This is a genomic window from Rahnella sp. PCH160 (assembly GCF_047784855.1).
Lineage (GTDB): Bacteria > Pseudomonadota > Gammaproteobacteria > Enterobacterales > Enterobacteriaceae > Rahnella.
This window is the reverse complement of record NZ_JBLOGT010000001.1, coordinates 4,559,589-4,573,821: the sequence shown is the minus strand read 5'-3', so window position 1 is coordinate 4,573,821 and position 14,233 is coordinate 4,559,589. Positions and strand designations below refer to the sequence as shown.

Below are 14,233 nucleotides of genomic sequence, written 5' to 3'. Positions count from 1 at the left end.
ATGATGTAATCTAAATTTACATGTATATTACTATGTAATTTACTGAAAAATATTTTTCATAAGCAATGGATTGAGGCTTAAATGGCTATAAATGACCGAAGTTTCACTGGCGGTAAAACAATCAGAGATTTGAGATTGATTGCTATTCTCATGTGTGGGAAGGCAAATTCAGTGCCTTTAATATCATTAGAGAAATTAGCTAATTCGGATGTTGAGCAGCAAAAATATTTGAAAATAGGAGAGTCAGTGTATGAAAAATTCTGCTTACAGGAACTTCTTGAGAAAACGGTAAGAAATAATTTTAAAAATCCAGGTGAAGTTAGCGAGTTTGAAAAGGAATTTATTAAAGTAAGGGAGTGGTATTTATTAGCTGCTAAAAAATTCAGTTGGTTAAGCGAGTCAGGTGCAGGCTATTGGCTATGGTGTTACCTCAGAAATGAATCAGCGAAATTTTCTCCTTATATTTCTCGGGCCCCTATCACCAAGACATCTTCCTTTGACCCATTTAGTGGTGAACTATTAAATGAAGATACTGAGAATTTTTTGCCGCAGAACTACGATCATACTGGCTTAACGAAATCTCCCAATAATTATGGGGAGTTGTTTGATTCAATTATCGGTTTCTTTGACCATTGGATAACAGACCCTGTTTATAAAGAAAATACACTGGATGTTTTAAAGACTAAGTGGAGTTTTTTGTTGAAATGGGAAGCAGAAAATGGAAAGCCATTTGCATTTTTGGATAAAAATGATAAGGAAGGAGGGGAGTGGTGTTGGGAATATTTTAGAAAAAAGGTAACTGTGATCCATTGGGGCCAATTTCAACCCGCGACAACCTTAGAACGCTATAGCTATCTCACGGCAATATTTTATGTCTGGAATGTCTTACCTGAAGCCAGGAAGGTTTTTTTAACTGATATAAATCGCGCATGGAGTCAGCGTAAGTTTCGTATCAGTCAGAATGATAGGAAAGCTTTTCAAACCTACATGAAAGAAGATACGAAAAGGAAACTTTTAGAATTATCGGAAGCAAGTGGAATGAAAATTCATGAGGTATTAGAAGCTATTATTAATGACGCTTACAGCTTGGGTTTGAATTTATCTAAGTGAATTTATTTTATTATTGGTATGCCTATCAATGGCATGCAAAATGTCATTGTCCCTTGAACGACTTATACGTGGTGTTCTCTTACAGCAGGTTATAAATGATGAACGTCTAAGCGGGCACCGAACTCGATAACAAAATTACTTATTGTCAGCTAGCTGTTCTGAAACAGAATGCACCATTAAAAATGGAAATAAAAAAATCACAAATCTATATCACCTTCTCGAACCCAGCCACGGTAAATCACCGTGGCTTTTTTATTCGTGACAAGGTGATTTATGCATGATGATGACATTCCATTTAGTACCCTTTTCAGTTGGCTCGACAGCTTATACCTCCAGGCGATTAAAGGTGGGTTAGGCACTGATTCCGCAAAAGTACTGGCACACCACTATCTGACCGTGTTTACCGATACCCAACAGGCTGCAGAAAACCTGGTCATTTGGGAATCTAGCAAAGCCGCAACCAGTGGATTCATTACCGGTCTGGGTGGTGTGGTGGCCTTACCCGTGTCGCTGCCCGTCGGCCTGACAGGTCTGCTCTTTATTCAGTTCCGCATGATTGCTGCTATCGCCATCCTTGGTGGTCATTCACCGGATGATATCCGCACACGTCATCTTATTTATCTATGCCTCGGTGGCAGCGTGGCAAAAGAGTTGCTGCATAACGCCGGTATTCATCTTTTCAGACAGCTTTCGTCAGCAGCGGTGGAAACTGTGAGCGAGAAGGCGATCACGACATTGATGACGCGGATCACAACCGGCGTCGCTGCTGGCTCCGCTGCCCGTCTGCTTCCTTTGGTGGGGGGCATAATGAGTGGTGGCATGGATTGGGTACTGGTTCGCAGTGCGGGTGCACTGGCCCGTGAAGTCTTTCTGAATCACCACTCCGATATTTGCTAAGGAAAAAACATGACACGTCTTTCATCCCGTTTTGGCGCAGCGAATATTATTCGCCGTGACCGTCCATTAACCAATGATGAACTTGCTCAATTTGTTCCCAGTGTGTTCTCGGAGGAAAAGCATGCCTCTCGCAGTGAACGCTATACCTATATACCGACCATTTCCCTGCTCGATAACTTACGCAAAGAAGGATTTCAGCCATTCTTCGCATGTCAGACCGGTGTCCGCGACAACGATAAACGTGACCATACTAAGCACATGCTGCGCCTGCGTCGTGAGGGGCAGATCACCGGTAAAGAAGTCCCTGAAATTATTTTGCTCAATAGCCATGATGGTTCAAGCAGTTACCAGATGATCCCTGGCATGTTCCGCTTTGTCTGCTGCAACGGTATGGTGTGCGGGACCAGTTTTGGTGAGGTCCGGGTTCCGCATAAAGGCGATGTGGTAGGGCAGGTGATTGAGGGAGCTTATGAGGTGTTGGGCGTATTTGACAAAATTGATGAAAAGCGTGAAGCGATGCAAAGTATCACGCTCTCATCTCCGGCCCAGCAGGCGTTTGCACAGGCTGCTCTGTCATATCGCTATGGTGAGGACCATCAGCCGGTGTCTGGTCAGCAAATTTTGACTGCGCGCCGGTGGGAAGACAAAAGTGACGATTTGTGGACCACCTATCAGCGTATCCAGGAAAACATGCTCAAAGGCGGTCTGAGTGGCCGAACCGCTGCCGGTAAACGTGCTCACACACGAGCGGTAAAGGGGATTGATGGTGATATTAAACTTAACCGTGCCTTGTGGGTGATGGCCGAAAACATGCTGCAACTCTCTTCTTAAAGCCCTCGTAATAATGCCCTTTCACTCAGTAAAGAATTGATCGTTTTCACCGATCGGTCTGATCGAATTGATCTGTACAACCAATTATCCCCCAACCTCTCTCCTCTATAAAATCGCCGTAACGCTCTGGTTCCATTCGATGCTTAGCACTGATGCGGTTTTTCAGTGTTTCGAGCGAAAACTTGCTGACAGCACGGGATTTCTCTTACTCCTGCAGTACAGTGCCGGAAAGGGCTTACGACAAATTTAATGAGAGCGATTATTTTCTGGAATATTTCAGGGGATAACGCTGTCTCACTTTTTACTTATTAGGATAGGCAATATGAAACGTTTAATTATCGCTGCTGTTATATGTGCAACTTCAGCCTCAGCATTTGCTTTTGGTAGTCGTGACCACTGGACTACCGCTTATGAGCAAGGTACAGATCAGTATGTCATTACGGGTACCGGCAATTCCCGACTCTACATCTCCTGCACCAGCGAAGATAACATGTTTGTTCAATACACCGATGCAGCAGGCCGCCAGTTAACCAGCCTGGACCCAGGCGGTAAGCTCTATGGTGTCGTTGACAGAGATAACCTGATGGCTATCAATGACTCTGCCTCTCCCCTTGGTGCTGCACAGCTCAAACTGTTCTGGAAACGCCTGAGAGAAGGTCAACAAGTCACTATCAGTTCTGCAGGTATGCTGACAGGGAAATTTACCCTGAAAGATGCAGATAAGGTCTTGCCTGAGATGGCTAAGTCTAACTGTCATACAGGACTTTAATTAAATATATAAAGTAAAGCAGATTGAATATCTGCTTTATTGAGTTATTGAAAACCCTAATGGGAATATTAATACTTCGTATTAATAGCCATCATAAAACCTCCCTTCCTAAAGGTTTCCCTCCTTACGGATTGTTTACCATAGTATATGTCTCACCGAAGTCATTAAATACCGCATAACAATATAACTGACGTCCCTATATGCAGGGGCGTCAGCCTTATGCCGTGTTTAAAACCCTTTTATCTCAACAGGCCGCTATCTCACCGGATAGCGGCTTTTCTTTTATTGGAGTTTGCCATGCAATATCAAACCCACCAGCGAGTGATCCAGATGGCGCTGACCCTGCTTGAAAAGCAGATGAAGCAGAAGTCCCTTGGTTTCAATTCCAGCGCGGAGACGTTGCAGTACTTGCGTTTGCAACTGGAGCAGCTCGAACGTGAGGTATTTATGGTGCTGTATCTTGATACTCAGCACCGTCTTATCGCCAGTGAAACAACCTCGTTGGGCACCATCAACGCCACATCCGTTTATCCACGGGAAATTATCAAAACGGCTTTAAGCCACAACGCGGCGGCTGTGGTCTTTGCACATAACCACCCATCGGGATCTGCAGAGCCCAGCAGTGCAGACCGTTCCGTGACAGAGTGCTTGATCGAAGCATCAACCTTCATGGGTATCAAGGTGCTGGATCATATCGTCATCGGACACGGTGAATCGATATCTTTCGCCGAACGCGGCTGGCTGTGAGGATACATTCTGATGACTTCAATTTCTAAAGCAGTGACACCGACTGAAGCCTGGCAAACTCTGCTGACATATCTGTTCCAGCAACATTACGGCCTGACGATAAATGATACGCCGTTCAGTGAAAGCCGGGTCATACAGGAGCATATCGATGCGGGGATCTCGCTGGCAGATGCAGTGAATTTCCAGGTTGAGCGCTATGCATTAATACGAACAGACCGCGATGGGTTTTCCTGGGAAGAGCCTTATCTCAACGTCGTCGATGTTCTACGTGCGCGGCGGGCTACCGGAATATTGTCTCAAACAAAAGAGGAGAGGCCATGAACGATAGCAATTCTTCCAATACTGGAATATATCGTATCAAACATGTTCAGGAGGCTGAACCAGACGCGTGGCTCGATCTATGCAGGGCCGTGACTTTTGCTTATCCCTACATAAGAACGCAATCGCAAACCACAGGCCATCCCAGCCTGACCATCTGCGAGCATTCAGGTAATACGTCGCTGCGGTTTGACGATAGTTTAATTGGGCTAGGTGTCATTTCATTTAACGGAAGCGGAGCCCGCCAGCAGGCTGGGGATGCATTTATACTGACTCGCGGTATGCATCAAACAGCCGACTACAGCTGCAATACTAATAACCTGCCTTATGGTTTTTTGGTCAGGGTGGTTATTCTATTAGCTAACTACTATTGCCCTGCCACCTGGCAGATAAATACTGATATTCCCCTCTCTGACTGGCAACAAACAGCTGACTGGATCGCTAAGTATTTAAATCTTGCGAGCCGCATTCCTGATTTGAACGTCTGATTTTTCTTGTCCCGACTCTCCCAGCATAATGCGCCAGCCATTCCCGGCAGGCGTGTTTGCTTTTGTGCATGGAAAACTGATTATGCAGACAGAACCTGAAGTATTAACTGACCATACTGAACTCATCTGCTCGACCAATATCGAGCGGATCGTCACGGGCCGCGATGCCGCACTCAAGCAGATTGGCGCGTTGATTGAAAACCTCAATGACATTTCTGAGCTGACAAGCAGGATTGGCCGAGTAGATAATACTATTGCCCGACCTCATCTAGGCATGCTCCCCCAGCGATAATGGGCTGTATTCTCTAACAAATTTATATGTTGGTATAAATGTTGGTACAAATTTTATAGAACACGATTTTATCCTTATAAAACAAGTGAGTACTCGATGTATTTGAATCCTGTAGGGTTTCAAATCAAGCCGTTACGTTAATTTCAACTGCCTTATCTCATTATACGCAAGCTTCCTGGTGTGTATTTCTCTGTCGAAGAAGATATTCAAAAAGAAAATACGGCTGATGAGCACGCTGCGGACCAGCCTGAAAATTAATGTAAAAATTTCCCCTACGGCACCAAAACAATCTTCCCACTAAAACTTCGGGTTTCCAGCAGGCGATGTGCGTCTGCGCCGGACGATAATGCAAACTGAGTGACTGGCGGAAGAACGACGCGGCCTTCTTTCATCAAGGCAAAAAGCCTGTCTGCGCGGCGCTGGCGCTCTTGCGCAGAAGTCAGATATGTCCAGAGATCAGCACCCAGTATGCCGTGAGAACTGAGCTGGAGGCGGGAGGGATCGAACCCGGAGAGTGCGCCGCCGGACATGCCAAACAGCACCACGCGTCCGCCATCTTTCAGGGAATCCAGGCTTTGGGTGAGCGTAGTTCCAACGGAATCGAATACCACATCACAACCCGCGCTCTGCCAAAAGCGTACCCGCTCAGGCCAGGTGTCGTAATCTGCAGCGGCGCTTGCGCCAAGTTCCAGACAAGTTTTCTGTTTTTGCTGACTCGACGCTACCGCAAAGGTATGTATTCCCTGATGTTTCAGCATCTGAAGGAGCAAACGCCCGACGCCGCCTGCCGCAGCCAGTACTGCGACGTGCATTCCGGCGCGCAGAGGCAGTACATCGTGAAGCAGATAATCAGCGGTCAGGCCTTGAAGCAAAACGGCGGCGGCATCGGTCTCGGACAGCCATTCCGGTAATCGGATGGCGTGGGCAACCGGCACCCGGAGATGGCTGGCGTGTGCCAGCGGGACATCAGCAAAACCGACGCGATCGCCAATTTTCCAGTCAGTCACGTTTTCCCCAATGGCAATCACCCGGCCAGCCCCTTCATAACCCGCAATATACGGCGAGGTACCTGCCAGCGGATACCGGCCCTGACGGCGGTAAATATCGGCAAAATTCAGCCCGGCTGCGGTAACCGCAATCAGCAATTCGCCGGAAGCCGGGAGAGGATCGGCGGCCTCATAAATATGTAATACATCGGCAGAACCTGCATTTTCAAAAACCAGTGCCTTCATTGCCTTTCCTTAATCTAATTTTTTGTGAATATTGCGGCGATTATCGTGAAGCGCGCGAAGCAGATAAACAGAGGTCTGCTTTATTTATTCGATAATAAAAATTTATAATGCTTCACTTTACCTTCACGGAGCAGGGCAATGGATTACTTAAAGTGCGTCGGATCCTTCATCACGGCGGCAGAATCCGGCAGTTTTACGGCAGCCGCCGATAAACTGGGTATTACCCCTGCAATGGTGGGTAAACACATCCAGATGCTGGAGAACCGCACGGGTTGCGTGCTGATCAATCGGACGACCCGACGTCAGGGGCTTACTGAGGCAGGGCACCGCTTTTATCTCTACGGTGTGCAGATTCTCGCGACCATCGAAGATGCCGATTCTCTGGCGCGTCATCTGAACGAACAGGTGACGGGCATGTTGCGCATCAGCGCGCCCGTCGCTTTCGGGCAGCGCATTCTAACGCCCATATTGTCGAGATTTTTACAACGTTACCCCGCCGTAAACGCCGATCTGGTATTGAGTGACCGCCGTGTGGATATGATTGAAGAACGTTTTCAAATAGCGATACGCATCGGAAATCTCCAGGATGAAGGTTATGTCGCCGTCCCTTTACGGCCGTATGAGATGGTGCTGGCCGCCTCACCGGCTTATCTGGGCACTTACGGAACACCTGCGACACCTGCCGATTTAGCTCGCCACAACTGTGTCAGTTTTAGCCAGTGGCGTTCAGCCCACCGTTGGCAACTTCAGGGGCCGCAGGGACAGATTGATGTGGATATCGTCCCGAGGCTTACCGTTGATTCCGGCGAGGCTATCCGTCAGGCCGCGTTATCCGGGTTGGGTGTTGTTATGCATTCCTGGGTGACTCTGCAGGATGATATTGATGCCGGGCGTCTGCACCGCGTATTGCCGGATTACGCCCCGGTTTCAAGACCTATGCATTTACTCCGCCTGCCCATCCGGCCTGCTGCTACCGTGGTTTCCTCTTTCTTCGAGTATTTTTTGCAGGAATGGGTTCCGCAGCCGGGAGCGCCTGGTGGCGCTGCTCACGTCATCGGGTAAGTTGCCATTCTCTTCACTTTGCCCAACGTGTCACTGGCTTTTTCCGACAACTCAAACAACACCGGTAATATATGCGCCGAGGCTTTCAGGTACGCACTGACCTGCAAAATGCCTTCTGGCGGTAACATCTCACCGTTTTCCAACCCTTCGCTCAGGCACAATAAGCCCTGACATAAACCCTCTGCGGATTCAGACGCCAGTGCGCTGAGATCGTAAAGCTGAGCCTCATTAAAATTACTCAGATCCAGCCCGGAAACCAGTGAGCGAAAAACGGTAACTGAGTTTTGCTGAAATGCTGTGCCGTTTTCGAAATTCATCATGATATTTATCCCATGTCAGTAAAATTGAAGCCGCTTTCTGAGCCGCCTTTATTCTGGATGACTCTATTCCTGACTGGGAAGTAAAGAAATAGGCTGTATGTATTTACAGTATTTTTAATTCAAATATGGAAGGCGCCTCGCAAAGCGTGATGAATCCCGCTGACCGGTTATAGCACGGCATTTTGTGGACGTGCGGGTGAGAATAAAAAACGTAATGCCTGAGCAGACAGGAAAAATCTGATGGCAGCGAAAAACTGCGGGATATCGGGCAGTAATAACGGCTTATATGTTCCGATAATGATGATGTGCTCATTGCGTGTGGTAATCCCTGCCGGATTATTCACCGGAGGAATTAATTCGTTAAAGAAAGTACTAAGTCAAATTTGAGGGTTAAAAACATAAAAAAGCCCGCTCCAGGCGGGCCGCAAATGCGAAAATTACAATATTTCTTAAAGTCCGCAAAGAATGAATTGAATTCTAATAAAAATCAATAAATTATCCGTTTTAATAATGATGGTCATGCCGTGTTCAAAATTGACTCATGAATCCTGCTCATAACTCCTTTCATATTTTATCATCTAGTCGGTTAAACGGAATGGTTGTACCTTTTATCTCACAAGAAGCGGCCAAGGGGGTGAGCGGTATAATCTATTTGGCTGATTACGCCGAGATACTTGCCCTGTGATTGGCGTACATATACGAAGCGGAGAATGTTATGTCAGACAAAATGAGAATTACCAAAAGCGGTTCTGTTCCTTCACAAGACGGCCCGGAAAGTTATTTTACCGGTAAGGTGCGTATTGATTCGCCGTTCAGTGGCACTGAATCCGCTCGTGTCGGCGGCGCCACCGTAACGTTCGAACCGGGCGCACGCACTGCATGGCATACGCATCCGTTGGGCCAGACGCTGATCATCGTTCAGGGCCGTGGCTGGTTGCAGGAAGAGGGCGGTGAAATCCGCGAAATGAATGTTGGCGATATCGTTTGGATCCCGGAGGGGGTTAAACACTGGCACGGCGCTACGCCGGATAATGCCATGACCCACATTGCGATTGCCGAGTCTCAGAACGGCAGTCCGGTTGAGTGGATGGAAAAAGTCACTGACGCCCAATACCAGAAGTGATTTTTTAGCAGTTTGAATGAACGCGATCCTGTCCGGTTTTACCGGACGGGATTTTTGTCGTCTTTTAATCCCAAATTATCCGGTTATTCGCTGACCCGTTTTATTTAGGCCCAAAACACATCGTTGTTCGGTCCATTAAAACCGGTGCTTTCTGTAGCTCTGAGGGAACTAACTCGACTAATATAAATAAAAATCAATCTAAGAGTCTTTTCCGGTATGGCATATTTTTCTGCAGATGAAAGTCTCGTTCGTGAGCGTTCAGATCGTTTCTTACGACGAATGTACTTAATGCGCATGCTGGGCACTTTTCTCTGTTTTTTCCCCATTGCTTCGGTGCTTTTAGAGCATGATGCTTCCTGGATCCCGCTTGGTTTTCTCATTTTGAATGCTTTTGTGTGGCCGCATGTCGCGATGGTGATTTCCCGCCGTTCGAAACATCCTAATCAGGCCGAGTTCAGAAATCTGGCATTCGATGCCATCGCTGGCGGTGCGTGGGTGGCGCTGATGGGGCTGTGTCCGTTACCCTCTGCGGTGTTGACGTCCATTCTGATTGCCGACCGGTTTTCTGCTGGCGGCTGGCAATTATTGCGTCGTGCCGCACTGTTTTATTGTGCCGGTTTTATTCTGTGCTGGCCGCTTTCCGGTATTGAAATTTACCCGGATGTGAGTGATCGAACTTTATGGCTGACACTGCCGTTGTCTACGATTTACATTATTGCCTTCAGCGCCGCCAATTATTCTATTTCCCGAAAATTGCGCGATAAACAGCATGAGATGGAAAAAGCGGCGCTAATGGATCCTTTTCTCGGGCTGCCAAACCGGCGTTTACTTGACCGGCGTTTGATGCTGGAATTTGAACGTTCAAAGCAGGATCTGGCGTGTCTGATGGTGCTGGGCGTCGATGATTTGAAAATGGTAAATGATCTGTTTGGACGTGAAGCGGGCGATTATGTTTTACGATCTGTATCGACGATTTTGCGACAGGGGACGGCTGCGCATGATTTTCCTGCCATTCTGGGCGGCGATGAATTTGTGGTGATCTTGCCGGGAATTTCTGAAGAGGAAGCCTATGCAGTCGGTTACCGGTTGCTGCTGAAAACCTCAGAAATCCGGCTTTCGCAGGATTCCGGTTTCCAGTGTTCGCTGAGCATTGGCGTGTCAACGTCCAGAAATCATGAGAATTACAATCAGTGGTTAGCGGCCGCCGAACAGGCATTGGTGACCGTGAAAAGAAATGGTAAAAACAGCATTGGCAGCGCGGACAGGGCTTAGGTCGCTGTTCATCTACACTGAATAGAATGAAAGATGTCTCAGGAAATATAATGAAAAATATCAGAATAATGATGGTAGCAACGGTAGCCGCAGTGAGTTTGTTAGCAGGATGCTCATCCATTGATGAACCCGTGGGTGCCGAAACTTACCGGCCAGCTAACTTCGATTCTTCCTATGCGCAGGGGCAGGCGAGCTATACGACTTCCGTATTTTCCGTTCTGGAACGCCAGCGTCGTGCGGATACGTACAAAAAAATCTGGGATTTCTGTACCGGAAAATTCCAGACGCTGGGTGAAAGCAACGACGGTGAGAAAATACACATAAGATTTGCGTGCCTGCCGAAACCGGCTGTCGTTAACACGTATTCAAACCAAAGCACTTACTCAACTCAAAGCACCTCTTCAACTCAACAAAAATCCCCGTCGTTGTACTGAGGCTTGCTGTATGAAAGCGGGTGCAGTCACCGGCGGGAAACGGAGAACACGATGAGCAAGGAAAGACCTGACTTTATCGCCAACTGGCGAGAGCTGGAAGGCCCGGACGACAGCCGTTATCCGGGAGATGATGAACTGATGTCGATTGGTGCGCCGCTGGGTAAAACGCTGGGGCTGACGCGTATTGGCATTCATCATGAACGGTTGCTGCCGGGGCGGCGTACCTGCTACGCGCATGCAGAAAGTTCAGAAGATGAGTTTGCGTATGTACTGGAAGGGTATCCGGATGCGTGGATCAACGGCAATCTGCACCGGCTTAAACACGGCGATGCCGTGGCGTTTCCACAGGGCACCGGGATTTGTCATACCTTCATCAATAACAGCGACGATGAAGTACGTCTGCTGGTGGTTGGCGAAACCAATAAGCCGGAAAACCGCATTCATTATCCGCTGAATCAGGAATATGAAGCGACGCGCAAAGACTGCTGGCTGGATGTGCCGGAGCAGGAATTCGGTGATCACGACGGGCTTTCAGATACAAGAAGAGAAGCCAACAAAAAGCCGGTGTAATAACCGGCTTTTTGGCATTCATTCATGAAATTGAAGAAGTGCTCACTGGATACCCAGTGACTGCCAGCGTTGCTGACAATACGGCATCATGCGATGAATTTTCAGGCTCTGTGCCTGATGGCGGTTCAGGGAATACCCCTCCGGCGTGATTTCTAAAGTGTCGCCGGTTTGCAGTGTAAAGTCATTATCCACAGACAGGATCAGTTTCAGGTTTTTAAACGCCTGAATGCAGATATATTTCAGTCCGGTCTGTGGGATACTCAGGATATCTATGATCTTCCATTCCATATTTTCGCTCCTTTCCTGTTGCAGCCTGATTTTTCGTTACCCCTTTCTACCTCAGATTCACGTCATTTTTTGTCATCACAAGGTAATGATTTCTTTATAGACGTTCAGATAATCTGAATGCTTGAACTGACTCACAAAAAGGAGGCGTGAGAACCCTCTGTGATCGCAGTTTCGGAATTTTCAGCAAATTTGCAGAACATAGAGAGTTGAAAAACGCTTGAAATGACGTGAGCAAAAAAGGTATTTCTGACTTTTGATTTATTTCTCAGGACGGGAAGGACGCGACGATATGACCACCGATTTACCCGAAGCAGTGCCAGAGAAAGTGCAGGACGAATTTATGTGGCTGGAAGGGTTGCGCAACGAAAAGGCGCTGGCCTGGGCACATGAGCAAAATTCGATCACGCTCTCCGCGTTTACGCAGGGGGACGATTTTGAGCTGATCCGCGAAAAGGTACTTCAGGGGCTGAATTCTCCTGACCAAATTCCTGGCGTCTGGAAATGCGGCCATGACTGGTACAACTTCTGGCAGGACGCGAAGAATCCAAAAGGGCTGCTGCGCAAAACCACGCTCGATGAATTCCGCAAAGCCGAACCGCGCTGGGAAACGGTGCTTGACGTTGACGCACTGGGCAAAGCCGAAAATATTGAGTGGGTTTTCTCCGGCTTCTGGAACCTGAAACCGGGGTTTGAACGTGCTTTTGTTGTGCTTTCACCGGACGGTGGCGATGCCTGTGAAGTCCGCGAATTTGATTTGAAAACTAAAGAATTTGTCGCCGGCGGTTTTTATCTGCCGGTAGCCAAAAGCCGTATCAGCTGGATTGATTTTGACCATATGTTTGTCGCCACCGATTTTGGCGAAGGCTCGATGACCGACTCCGGCTATCCGCGTATCGTGAAAATCTGGCAACGCGGAACGCCGCTCAGCGAAGCGGTAACGGTGTACAGCGCCGGGCAAAAAGACATGATGGCTGCTGGCTATCAGGAAGTGGGCGAACACGACAAACGCAATTATGTGGTGCGGGTCATCGACTTTTATCATCGCGAAGTTTTTCTGGTGGATGACGTCCACGCGCTGATCAAAATCGATATTCCGGCCGATGCAAAATTCACGACATGGCGGGAATGGATCCTCATCGAGCCTTCCAGCGATTGGCAGGTAAACGGGCAGGTCTGGCCGTCCGGTTCATTGCTGACCATGAATTTCGATGCTTTTATTGCCGGTGAACGCACGCTGAAATCGCTGTTTGTCCCGGATACCGGTTCAGCACTCAGCGGCGTGACGAAAACCCGCGATCAGCTTAACGGCTTCTCTCATACACGTGATCACATCATTCTCAGCCTGACCCGTGATGTGGTGAATCGTCTTGAAGTGCTGACCCCAAAAAGTGGCGAGTGGCTGCGTGAGCCGTTCGGCCATGTGCCGGAGTTGAGTAAAATCAGCGCCTGGGGTGTGGATGACAAAACCAACGATTACTTCATGAGCGTCAGCGGTTTCCTGCAACCCGCCAGCTTGTCTCTGGGTAATCTGGATAACGGCGCGGACGCTGAAGCCGAATTGCTGAAGCAGGATCCGCCGCATTTCGACGCCTCCCGCTATCAGGTTAGCCAGCATTTTGCGCAATCTGATGACGGCACCCGCGTGCCCTATTTCGTGGTCAGCCGCAAAGACGTAGTTTATGACGGTAAAAACCCGACGCTGTTGTACGGATATGGTGGTTTTGAAGTGTCGCTGGAGCCCTATTATCTGGGCGTCAGCGGCGTGTCGTGGATGGATCGCGGCGGTGTCTTCGTGGTGGCGAATATCCGTGGCGGCGGCGAGTACGGGCCTGAGTGGCATAAAGCTGCGCTGAAAGAAAAACGCCTGCGCGCGTATGAGGATTTTTCTGCTGTCGCGAAGGCGCTGATTGCCAGCAAAATGACCTCACCGGCGCATCTGGCGGCGCAGGGCGGCAGCAACGGCGGGCTGCTGGTGGGCAATATGCTGACGCGATATCCGGAACTGTTCGGCGCGATAGTCTGTGAAGTACCGCTTCTCGATATGTACCGCTATACGCAGATTTCCGCCGGTGCTTCGTGGATTGCTGAATACGGCGACCCGCAAAAGCCGGAAGAATGGGCGTATATTCGCGCGTTCTCGCCGTATCACAATATTGACCCGCAGAAAAAATATCCGCCGGTATTGTTCTCGACCGCGACCAGTGATGACCGGGTCGGGCCGGACCATGCGCGTAAGATGGCGGCGAAAATGCAGGCGCTGGGCATTCCTGACGTGTATTTCTATGAGAACACTGAAGGCGGGCACAGCGCGGCGGCGGACAAAACGCAGTCGGCGTTTAAACGTGCGCTGGTGAGTGAGTTCCTGCTGCATTTCATCGGACGCAAACCCTGATCTTCCCGCATTGTGTTTAGCGACTGAGCGGGAATACCTCCCGCTCAGTCATATTTCGACATGTTTTATCAGGCTTTTTCCCTTTTAA

The 14,233-nt window shown here is 48.6% G+C and carries 16 protein-coding genes and 1 pseudogene; 14 read left to right on the top strand and 3 right to left on the bottom strand.

Features of this window, described 5'->3' with window-relative positions; all coding sequences use genetic code 11:
• The first annotated feature begins 81 nt into the window (after positions 1–81).
• From ACM5QY_RS21400 to ACM5QY_RS21365, 8 genes and pseudogenes are all read left to right on the top strand, one after another.
• Entirely contained in the window at positions 82–1,110 is a 1,029-nt protein-coding gene (locus ACM5QY_RS21400) for a hypothetical protein (protein ID WP_416122585.1), read from the top strand.
• A 273-nt stretch (positions 1,111–1,383) separates the two neighbouring features.
• Positions 1,384–2,007, top strand: coding sequence for an EcsC family protein (locus tag ACM5QY_RS21395; protein WP_416122584.1), 624 nt, complete (start codon positions 1,384–1,386; stop codon positions 2,005–2,007).
• Between the two features lie 9 nt (positions 2,008–2,016).
• Positions 2,017–2,838 (top strand): DUF932 domain-containing protein, encoded by an 822-nt coding sequence (locus ACM5QY_RS21390; RefSeq protein WP_416122583.1) that lies wholly within the window; start codon positions 2,017–2,019, stop codon positions 2,836–2,838.
• Positions 2,839–3,160: 322 nt separating this feature from the next.
• On the top strand, positions 3,161–3,607 hold the full coding sequence (locus tag ACM5QY_RS21385) for a hypothetical protein (protein WP_416122582.1): 447 nt from the start codon (positions 3,161–3,163) through the stop codon (positions 3,605–3,607).
• Positions 3,608–3,904: 297 nt separating this feature from the next.
• Complete coding sequence (locus tag ACM5QY_RS21380) at positions 3,905–4,354, top strand: JAB domain-containing protein (RefSeq protein WP_416122581.1); 450 nt, start codon at positions 3,905–3,907, stop codon at positions 4,352–4,354.
• Between the two features lie 12 nt (positions 4,355–4,366).
• Entirely contained in the window at positions 4,367–4,675 is a 309-nt protein-coding gene (locus ACM5QY_RS21375; RefSeq protein WP_416122580.1) for a TA system toxin CbtA family protein, read from the top strand.
• Entirely contained in the window at positions 4,672–5,160 is a 489-nt protein-coding gene (locus ACM5QY_RS21370; RefSeq protein ID WP_416122579.1) for a hypothetical protein, read from the top strand. The genes ACM5QY_RS21375 and ACM5QY_RS21370 overlap by 4 nt, the downstream gene beginning before the upstream one ends.
• Positions 5,161–5,242: 82 nt before the next feature.
• A pseudogene (locus ACM5QY_RS21365) lies at positions 5,243–5,398 on the top strand (DUF4942 domain-containing protein); the annotation flags it as partial.
• Positions 5,399–5,724: 326 nt separating this feature from the next.
• Here ACM5QY_RS21365 and ACM5QY_RS21360 read toward each other — a convergent pair.
• Positions 5,725–6,684, bottom strand: a complete 960-nt coding sequence (locus tag ACM5QY_RS21360) for a quinone oxidoreductase family protein (RefSeq protein ID WP_416122578.1) — start codon at positions 6,682–6,684, stop codon at positions 5,725–5,727.
• A 138-nt stretch (positions 6,685–6,822) separates the two neighbouring features.
• On the opposite strand from ACM5QY_RS21360, the gene ACM5QY_RS21355 reads away from it, so the two are divergent.
• The gene (locus tag ACM5QY_RS21355; RefSeq protein WP_416122577.1) at positions 6,823–7,746 is read left to right on the top strand and encodes a LysR family transcriptional regulator; all 924 of its coding nucleotides are present in this window, start codon (positions 6,823–6,825) and stop codon (positions 7,744–7,746) included.
• Here the strand turns inward: ACM5QY_RS21355 and ACM5QY_RS21350 are convergent.
• On the bottom strand, positions 7,731–8,066 hold the full coding sequence (locus ACM5QY_RS21350) for a hypothetical protein (protein ID WP_416122576.1): 336 nt from the start codon (positions 8,064–8,066) through the stop codon (positions 7,731–7,733). The two genes, ACM5QY_RS21355 and ACM5QY_RS21350, sit on opposite strands and share 16 nt — an antisense overlap.
• A 727-nt stretch (positions 8,067–8,793) precedes the next feature.
• Between ACM5QY_RS21350 and ACM5QY_RS21345 the strand changes: the two genes are divergently transcribed.
• The 4 genes from ACM5QY_RS21345 (at position 8,794) to ACM5QY_RS21330 (ending at position 11,465) form a co-directional block, all read left to right on the top strand.
• Positions 8,794–9,189 (top strand): (R)-mandelonitrile lyase, encoded by a 396-nt coding sequence (locus ACM5QY_RS21345; RefSeq protein WP_416122951.1) that lies wholly within the window; start codon positions 8,794–8,796, stop codon positions 9,187–9,189.
• Between the two features lie 216 nt (positions 9,190–9,405).
• Complete coding sequence (locus ACM5QY_RS21340) at positions 9,406–10,461, top strand: diguanylate cyclase (protein WP_416122575.1); 1,056 nt, start codon at positions 9,406–9,408, stop codon at positions 10,459–10,461.
• A 50-nt stretch (positions 10,462–10,511) separates the two neighbouring features.
• Entirely contained in the window at positions 10,512–10,895 is a 384-nt protein-coding gene (locus ACM5QY_RS21335; RefSeq protein WP_416122574.1) for a hypothetical protein, read from the top strand.
• Positions 10,896–10,946: 51 nt separating this feature from the next.
• The gene (locus tag ACM5QY_RS21330) at positions 10,947–11,465 is read left to right on the top strand and encodes a cupin domain-containing protein (RefSeq protein ID WP_416122573.1); all 519 of its coding nucleotides are present in this window, start codon (positions 10,947–10,949) and stop codon (positions 11,463–11,465) included.
• Between the two features lie 42 nt (positions 11,466–11,507).
• Here ACM5QY_RS21330 and ACM5QY_RS21325 read toward each other — a convergent pair whose 3' ends face one another.
• Positions 11,508–11,753 carry a hypothetical protein gene (locus ACM5QY_RS21325; RefSeq protein ID WP_104922965.1) on the bottom strand — a complete coding sequence of 82 codons (246 nt, stop codon included), beginning with the start codon at positions 11,751–11,753 and terminating at the stop codon, positions 11,508–11,510.
• A gap of 289 nt (positions 11,754–12,042) precedes the next feature.
• Here ACM5QY_RS21325 and ACM5QY_RS21320 point away from each other — a divergent pair, with 289 nt between their 5' ends.
• Positions 12,043–14,145, top strand: a complete 2,103-nt coding sequence (locus ACM5QY_RS21320) for a prolyl oligopeptidase family serine peptidase (protein ID WP_416122572.1) — start codon at positions 12,043–12,045, stop codon at positions 14,143–14,145.
• Positions 14,146–14,233 lie beyond the last annotated feature (88 nt).

What these genes read in the sequence shown, in the direction of transcription:
- ACM5QY_RS21400 (WP_416122585.1), top strand. Translation starts at nt 82, where the DNA reads ATGGCTATAAATGACCGAAGTTTCACTGGCGGTAAAACAATCAGAGAT.
- ACM5QY_RS21395 (WP_416122584.1), top strand. Translation starts at nt 1,384, where the DNA reads ATGCATGATGATGACATTCCATTTAGTACCCTTTTCAGTTGGCTCGAC.
- ACM5QY_RS21390 (WP_416122583.1), top strand. Translation starts at nt 2,017, where the DNA reads ATGACACGTCTTTCATCCCGTTTTGGCGCAGCGAATATTATTCGCCGT.
- ACM5QY_RS21385 (WP_416122582.1), top strand. Translation starts at nt 3,161, where the DNA reads ATGAAACGTTTAATTATCGCTGCTGTTATATGTGCAACTTCAGCCTCA.
- ACM5QY_RS21380 (WP_416122581.1), top strand. Translation starts at nt 3,905, where the DNA reads ATGCAATATCAAACCCACCAGCGAGTGATCCAGATGGCGCTGACCCTG.
- ACM5QY_RS21375 (WP_416122580.1), top strand. Translation starts at nt 4,367, where the DNA reads ATGACTTCAATTTCTAAAGCAGTGACACCGACTGAAGCCTGGCAAACT.
- ACM5QY_RS21370 (WP_416122579.1), top strand. Translation starts at nt 4,672, where the DNA reads ATGAACGATAGCAATTCTTCCAATACTGGAATATATCGTATCAAACAT.
- ACM5QY_RS21360 (WP_416122578.1), bottom strand. Translation starts at nt 6,684, where the DNA reads ATGAAGGCACTGGTTTTTGAAAATGCAGGTTCTGCCGATGTATTACAT.
- ACM5QY_RS21355 (WP_416122577.1), top strand. Translation starts at nt 6,823, where the DNA reads ATGGATTACTTAAAGTGCGTCGGATCCTTCATCACGGCGGCAGAATCC.
- ACM5QY_RS21350 (WP_416122576.1), bottom strand. Translation starts at nt 8,066, where the DNA reads ATGATGAATTTCGAAAACGGCACAGCATTTCAGCAAAACTCAGTTACC.
- ACM5QY_RS21345 (WP_416122951.1), top strand. Translation starts at nt 8,794, where the DNA reads ATGAGAATTACCAAAAGCGGTTCTGTTCCTTCACAAGACGGCCCGGAA.
- ACM5QY_RS21340 (WP_416122575.1), top strand. Translation starts at nt 9,406, where the DNA reads ATGGCATATTTTTCTGCAGATGAAAGTCTCGTTCGTGAGCGTTCAGAT.
- ACM5QY_RS21335 (WP_416122574.1), top strand. Translation starts at nt 10,512, where the DNA reads ATGAAAAATATCAGAATAATGATGGTAGCAACGGTAGCCGCAGTGAGT.
- ACM5QY_RS21330 (WP_416122573.1), top strand. Translation starts at nt 10,947, where the DNA reads ATGAGCAAGGAAAGACCTGACTTTATCGCCAACTGGCGAGAGCTGGAA.
- ACM5QY_RS21325 (WP_104922965.1), bottom strand. Translation starts at nt 11,753, where the DNA reads ATGGAATGGAAGATCATAGATATCCTGAGTATCCCACAGACCGGACTG.
- ACM5QY_RS21320 (WP_416122572.1), top strand. Translation starts at nt 12,043, where the DNA reads ATGACCACCGATTTACCCGAAGCAGTGCCAGAGAAAGTGCAGGACGAA.